The following is a 6117-nucleotide window of genomic DNA, read 5'->3' as shown; positions in this document are numbered from 1 at the left end:
GGCGGGGTTCGATGTGAAGGTCATCCGCCAGATCATCCGCCAGCGCAAACAGGAACCTTCGGAAGTGGAAGAGCAGGAAACGCTGCTCGATATCTACCGGCGTGCGCTGGGAATGTAGGCAATCCGGCTCACGACAAGGACATGCCAGGGAAAAAGAGGGAATAAAACCAAAGGAAACACTCAGAAGGGACGTGGCGGCCCGAAGGGGCGGCTGACACGCCCTTCTGGGGCCGCCGGCATGCCAATCAACCTGCGGTCCTTCGCTGCGCTACGGCGCTGCGCGTGATTGGCCTACCTGTGGCGACCCCTTCCGGTTGCGTATCAGCCGCCCCTTCGGGCGGCGACGTCAGGAAGGAAAAAACACATGGCCAGAAACAGCACATCCACAAACACTGATGCCCTTGGCGAACGTCTCGACCTGTATGCCGAGGTGACGCAGACCATTCTTGCCCAGATGGAAAGTGGCACGCTGCCCTGGACACGGCCATGGAAGACAACGGGGGCTGCCGGTCTGCCCACAAACGCCCTGACGACGAACCGGTATTCGGGGATCAATGTCATCCTGCTGTGGCTTTCTGGCGCGATGAAGGGCTATTCGAGTAGCCGCTGGATGACCTATCGACAGGCCATGCAGGTGGGTGGGCATGTAAGGCGCGGTGAGCGTGGCACCATGATCGTGAAAGCATCCACTTATGTCCCGCAGAGTGAGCGTGAGCGCTCCGAGGGGAGTGAGGAAGATCCGCGTGCGGTACCGTTTCTGAAGCGTTACACCGTCTTTAATCTCGACCAGATCGAGGGGGTCGACGTGCCGGAGCATGTCATCAGCACGCCGATTGTCGCCAATGCGACACTGGACGCATTTGTCGCCGCGACCGGGGCTGACATCCGGTTTGGGGGCGATGAAGCCTATTACGTTCCCTCACGCGATTACATCCAGTGTCCGCAGCCGCAGGCCTTTGAAAACGCTTTTGACCTGTTCCGGGTTCAGTCTCATGAACTGGCGCATTGGACAGGTGCCGTGCACCGTCTGGACAGGACGTTCGGCCAGCGTTTTGGTGATGCGGCATACCAGATGGAAGAGCTTGTCGCCGAACTGGCTGCTGCACAGATCTGTGCTGTGAAGGGTGTGCCGCCGACCACGCGTCATGCGGCGTATCTTCAGAGCTGGATCACCCTCATGAAGGCGGACAAACGGGCTATTTTTACAGCCGCGCGTCACGCATCGACTGCCGTGGAGTTTTTGCTGGCCGCAGCGCAAGCGTCGCCCGTGGACATGCGGCTTGCGGCGTGACGGCGGTGACGCCAGAGGCGCAGCGCCATAGCACCCAGGGCAATGACGCCGCTGATCCCGCGAAAGAGCTGGTCGATGATCTGGCTCTTGCGGGCAATCCCATCGAGCAGCTGCCCGCTGCTCTGATGAGCGAGCCAGTAAAGGGCGGGCAGGCTCAGGCGCGGCGTGTTGGCGACAACCATCAGGCTGGCCTGAAGGCCGATGCCGAGGATGCCGTAAAGCACGAGCAGGCTCAGCCCGAAAACGGATACCCCATACCAGCAGAGTGAAACGACAGGACGGGTACGGGCAATAAAGGTGCGCAGGAATAGCATCAGAAAAACCATAGCAGAAAAGAACAGGCGAATAGGGTGTCACAAAGCGTTGTGACGCCTCGCATGGGACCGGGGCGGCCGCAACGGTCGCAGGCTCGCGCTTCGCGCGCCCGTTGCCCCCGTCCCGATCCCATGCAGCGGCAGAGGGGTGAAGGAGAAACAGAACAATGCACAAACAGATCGCCGTCACTCCGCTGTGGAGAGGTGTTCCCTCAAACATGCCCGCCGACGTGCTGGCAAGGGGCCAACAGGCCGCCCTGATCTCGGTTTCGATTGCTCCGTGCGACAGGGTCTGGAGCGCGCGGGAGCGTCTGGCCGACGAACTGGTGCGTGTCTGCTATGGCAGCGACATACCCGAGCATAATCGCACAGCACTGGCCTGCATGATGCGTATTCTGGTTGAACAGGCGGTTCCCGGCCTGCCGGACCAGCATGTGCAGCGCAATGCCCCGCCCCCGCCGCAGGGTGACGGGGAATGGTATTGTCACTGGTTTGCCGTTACCCGCAGGGAGGGCAGCGTATGAGCGACATGGGGCTACCTGATGTGCGCGTACAGGTGCGTGGGCCTGCGCGCGATCGTGCGGCATTACGGGACTGGTTACGTGCGGCGTGTCGCGATACGGGGGGCTGGCCACCCCCGGTTTTTGGGATCCGCACGACCCGAACGCTGCTGTCTTTCGGGCTGGAGCCCATGCACAAGAATTTCCATGTGCCACTCATGATCCGCCTGACGCGCCGGCATCCCCGGCTGGTGCATACCCTGATATGGGATAACCCTGATGACACGTCGCGCTATGCTAAAACGGGCCTTGAGATCTGGCAGGCAGGCCGCGTGTGCAGGAGTGGGTATTTCGCGGCTCTGCTGGGTGTGACACGGAACCGGCCGGGGCGCAGGACAACCCGTGTCGTCCTGTTTGAATCGGATGCCAGCATCGTTGATATACGGCCTTTTGCCCGGGTGGGTGCGGGGCTTCGCGGCATCCCGCCCGGTCCGCGCGACATCGGCCCGTGGCGGGTTCTGGAGGCGTGGGTCCGGGAGCGGCCGAATACTTTGTATGATCCCGTCCGCAATATCGTGCTTCATACTGTCTCTACGCAGGTGACGTTTATGAGCGACATTACCGCGTATGGCCGGATCGGAGCGAAGGCGTGGCTCGATGTGGATGAACTGCCTCAGCGTTTTCCGGAACTGGCGAACTGGTGCGCGCGCTGGCGGACCTACGCACAGGATGCTGACGCGCAGGCGCGCGAGGCGGCTGCGCGCTACGATCGCTACGCGCGCCGCATGAAAGTGCTTTATGGTCCGGACTGGGACGCAATTCTGTTCTGACGCGCTGGTGCGCTATTAGATGGTTCGTGAGGCCGTCCAACGCTGTTCCGGGCTTTGGCCCGTTCAGCATTGCACGGCTCACAGGCGATGCCTTTGCGACAGGCTGTAACGCTGGGCATTTCGATCCAGCGGCTTTCCCACTCGCAGCGGGGACAGGTGAAGAGTGCGACCATGCGCATACCCGGCTGGTAAACACAGCCGTGATCGCCGCAATCGGTCAGGTGAGCGATGATGCGCGGCGCACTGCGTGGCCGCTTCCATCCGAACAGGTCGCCCTGTCGTGCCATGTCTAGCTCCTGTGTTCAGGAAAGGTCGAGCAGGTGTTGCCGGTTGTCCAGAGGACACCGGCAATGGCTGGGTCAGTCCGGGGTGTGGGTCTGGGTTCTACCAACGGTTATTGAGGCGACTGAGTCGAGATCAGTCCGGAACCTCCTGCAGCGTGATGCAATTCCGTACAGAACCACAAAGAAAAGAACGCCCTGCGCAGTTATACAGTGCGCGATAATATTGAGAATGGTACCGAAGCGCTCTGTGTGTGCGCTATTACAGAAAATGTAATCTCCCAAAAAGAAAATGAATAAAGCGCATAAAATCACAAACAGGAAAATGAAAACCGCCTTGAGACATATTTCGGTGAGTTCGAAGAAGAAACAGACTAACCCCCGCATCAGGTTTGTAAGGCTTTCGCGCAGGGAAAAAGAAGCGGACCGCATACAGGCGGCCTGATCAGGCTGACGAGGGTTTTCCTCAGGTGTGCGAGTAGTTTCAGTCGGTGACATCATTGGTTGTTCTTTCTGTTTGCGCGAGGGCAGTTCCGCTCGCTCTTGCAGTCTGACGCAACCGGTTGTGACGCCTGTCTTGCGCGGGTATGGAGCACCGTGTTCCCCGTGTGCTGCCCACAACTCCACAGGGACCTCCCGAGGGCCGTGCGCCACCAGACTCTTGGCGGTCGTGTCGCACGGCCCTCGGGTCCCTCCTATGGATTTATGGACAGCCATGACCTTGTGCCGGCACCAGTGAGCAGGGCCGGTGGTCTCACCAGACGCCTACGGCGGCCTACGGCTGGCGCGTCACACGCGCCCTCTGGTGCAGTCAGTCCCTTGTGCCGGGGACGTGGCCTTTTTGCTCAGGAGGCAAGGAGTGGGGTGGGGCGACCATGCCTCTTGCCCGCCGTTCCGCGTTGCTGGGCGCGAGGGGGTTTCAGGTATAAAATAACGGGAAGTGTAATAACGAAACCGACCGCGCCAATTTGTTCTTAGGAGAAAGGCGAACCAAGAAATACAGAAATATACCGCGCAATATTGTTTCGTTTATTTGTGTAAAAAAGACCGAAAAAATACGCTTTTTTGGCTGTTTTCTACGCTTTTTCTCTTGCTCTGTTTGTCGGGATGTACTAATCTTTACTTGTTGAGAGGGAATAGGCCCAAACAACAAAACGCCCCGGTCGGTGCGACCAACACCAAACCGGGGCTAGCCAGAACAGAAAGGGTATTTTCATGTCCGACGTAAAGAACACTGTAAGCAAGGCTAACTCCCCCCGCAAGGGCGATGCCGCCGGTTCCGTATCTCCCGCCCGCGCCCGTCAGTTCCATGAAACGGAACAGCGCATGAAAGCGCAGCGGTCTCCGTCTCTGGCCAATGTGGAGCTTCTGGCCCCCTCAGACGACCAGATTGCTCTTATCAGCGCACGTTTCGGGTTGGACGTTGCAGACGTTGACGAAATGATCGGCCTCGGCCTGAGCGCCGTCCGTGACCAGTATGAGGCGTTACGGCCCGTTCTGGTCACGTCTTTTAACGGTGAAGATGATTTTAAGGCGATCAAGATACATCTTGACCGTATCGTAGATGCGCTTGTGCGCTCGGCTCATGGTGCGGCGAATTACTACGAAACCCGCCGCCAGCTTGCAAAAGACGCAAAGGACAAATGGGCAAACGAACACCGCGACGACGACCGCATGGGCATCGACGGGCAGGATAACTATACAGGCCGCTTGCGCCGGGTCGCAGCCGAACATGCAGTGAAGGCATACGCTCTGTACCATATCGCCAGCGGAGCCTGCACGGCTTATGCCGAAGTCATGGGCGAAGAATGGCAGCCCTACCAGTCCCGTGCGAATAACCGCACCGTGTCACAGGAAGCCGCCGCAGCCCTCGACGAGGCACTTGGTATCTGAACAACGACCAGCCGGGCCTTATTGGCCCGGCTAACCCGAACGTGACAGTGAGCGCATGACCACGAAAAAACCTCATCCCATTTTGCGGGTTTTATTGCCACCCCGCCAAACGCCCAAACATCTTGAAGATAGATTTAAGGCATTGGCGGCAATTTTTCAGACATTGGCGCTTAGTGCGTGGGGGCTGGGTATTCTAACGCCCCTGATGACAACATACCCCGCTTTGAACCTTACTCATGCGGGCTTGTCGTTTGTGCTTGGGGCTGCTCTTGAATTATGTTCTTTGACTCTACTGGCTTACGTTCCCTATACTGTAGAAGCGAAGGAGGAAGTTTGATTATGGATGTTTTCACACAATCACTTCTGTTTATCCTGCTGCCAGCGGCCATTTTTACCCTTGTCGCGGGGCTTTCTATCGGTCCGGTCATGACGCGCCTTGCCAAATGGCGGGAGTCATTGGAGCGCAACTAAGCCGAGATCGGCGGGCATGGCCCGCCGTAAGGCGTTTTAGCCTGCGCTGTTCTTCTGTTCCTTCCGGCCGGTAAAAAAGGGCCGTATTGTCGCCCCGGCGGGCTATCCACAACTCCACAGGCACCTCCCAAGGGCCGCGCGCCACCAGACTCTTGGCGGTCGTGTCGCGCGGCCCTCGGGTCCCTCCTGTGGATTTATGTGGACGGCCGTTCAAACACAATGTTTCACACGAGTCTCCCTGTGCGATTTCCAAAGTTTATTGTTTGTTTCACCGGCTGGATGACGACTACCGATTTGATATGAAGATCCGGTCAGATGCGTACTTATGTCCGGCCTGTTCGTGCGAAAGCTTTCGCTGGCCATTATGGGTGTACGCTCGCGTGTCAGGTACCAAACTTGTAGGCGTGCTCAAAGGCACAAATCCACAGACGGTATTACCTGAAACTGTTTCCGATCACAGTCTTCCCATCACGTTGGTTAGTACATACTGCCGGATCTACCGGGGCGGACCCCGGTCTCCATCGTCCTGCTGATGCG

General features: G+C 58.5%; 9 protein-coding genes. All 9 read left to right on the top strand.

Annotated elements, in window-relative coordinates; genetic code table 11:
- Positions 1–118 (top strand): DUF2312 domain-containing protein (locus tag GOB83_RS14330; RefSeq protein WP_165926589.1); only part of this gene is annotated, 118 nt, incomplete at its 5' end.
- A 246-nt stretch (positions 119–364) separates the two neighbouring features.
- Positions 365–1291 carry an ArdC family protein gene (locus GOB83_RS14325; RefSeq protein WP_165926588.1) on the top strand — a complete coding sequence of 309 codons (927 nt, stop codon included), beginning with the start codon at positions 365–367 and terminating at the stop codon, positions 1289–1291.
- Complete coding sequence (locus GOB83_RS14320) at positions 1288–1560, top strand: hypothetical protein (protein ID WP_165926587.1); 273 nt, start codon at positions 1288–1290, stop codon at positions 1558–1560. Before GOB83_RS14325 ends, GOB83_RS14320 begins: the two co-directional genes overlap by 4 nt.
- Positions 1561–1772: 212 nt before the next feature.
- Entirely contained in the window at positions 1773–2129 is a 357-nt protein-coding gene (locus GOB83_RS14315) for a hypothetical protein (protein ID WP_165926586.1), read from the top strand.
- Positions 2126–2935 carry a hypothetical protein gene (locus GOB83_RS14310; protein ID WP_165926585.1) on the top strand — a complete coding sequence of 270 codons (810 nt, stop codon included), beginning with the start codon at positions 2126–2128 and terminating at the stop codon, positions 2933–2935. The genes GOB83_RS14315 and GOB83_RS14310 overlap by 4 nt, the downstream gene beginning before the upstream one ends.
- 26 nt (positions 2936–2961) lie before the next feature.
- Positions 2962–3228, top strand: coding sequence for a hypothetical protein (locus tag GOB83_RS14305; protein ID WP_165926584.1), 267 nt, complete (start codon positions 2962–2964; stop codon positions 3226–3228).
- A 1203-nt stretch (positions 3229–4431) separates the two neighbouring features.
- Entirely contained in the window at positions 4432–5109 is a 678-nt protein-coding gene (locus GOB83_RS14300; RefSeq protein ID WP_165926583.1) for a hypothetical protein, read from the top strand.
- A 55-nt stretch (positions 5110–5164) separates the two neighbouring features.
- Positions 5165–5446, top strand: coding sequence for a hypothetical protein (locus GOB83_RS14295; protein ID WP_165926582.1), 282 nt, complete (start codon positions 5165–5167; stop codon positions 5444–5446).
- A gap of 2 nt (positions 5447–5448) precedes the next feature.
- The gene (locus GOB83_RS15140; RefSeq protein WP_264798973.1) at positions 5449–5580 is read left to right on the top strand and encodes a hypothetical protein; all 132 of its coding nucleotides are present in this window, start codon (positions 5449–5451) and stop codon (positions 5578–5580) included.
- The last annotated feature ends 537 nt before the right edge of the window (positions 5581–6117 follow it).

It is taken from the genome of Acetobacter fabarum, assembly GCF_011516925.1.
GTDB classification, from domain to species: domain Bacteria; phylum Pseudomonadota; class Alphaproteobacteria; order Acetobacterales; family Acetobacteraceae; genus Acetobacter; species Acetobacter fabarum.
Note: the sequence above shows the minus strand (reverse complement) of the source record. Positions and strands in the feature narration are given on the sequence as shown.

Coding starts and splice junctions, on each gene's coding strand:
- GOB83_RS14325 (WP_165926588.1), top strand. CDS start 365: ATGGCCAGAAACAGCACATCCACAAACACTGATGCCCTTGGCGAACGT.
- GOB83_RS14315 (WP_165926586.1), top strand. CDS start 1,773: ATGCACAAACAGATCGCCGTCACTCCGCTGTGGAGAGGTGTTCCCTCA.
- GOB83_RS14310 (WP_165926585.1), top strand. CDS start 2,126: ATGAGCGACATGGGGCTACCTGATGTGCGCGTACAGGTGCGTGGGCCT.
- GOB83_RS14300 (WP_165926583.1), top strand. CDS start 4,432: ATGTCCGACGTAAAGAACACTGTAAGCAAGGCTAACTCCCCCCGCAAG.
- GOB83_RS14295 (WP_165926582.1), top strand. CDS start 5,165: ATGACCACGAAAAAACCTCATCCCATTTTGCGGGTTTTATTGCCACCC.
- GOB83_RS15140 (WP_264798973.1), top strand. CDS start 5,449: ATGGATGTTTTCACACAATCACTTCTGTTTATCCTGCTGCCAGCGGCC.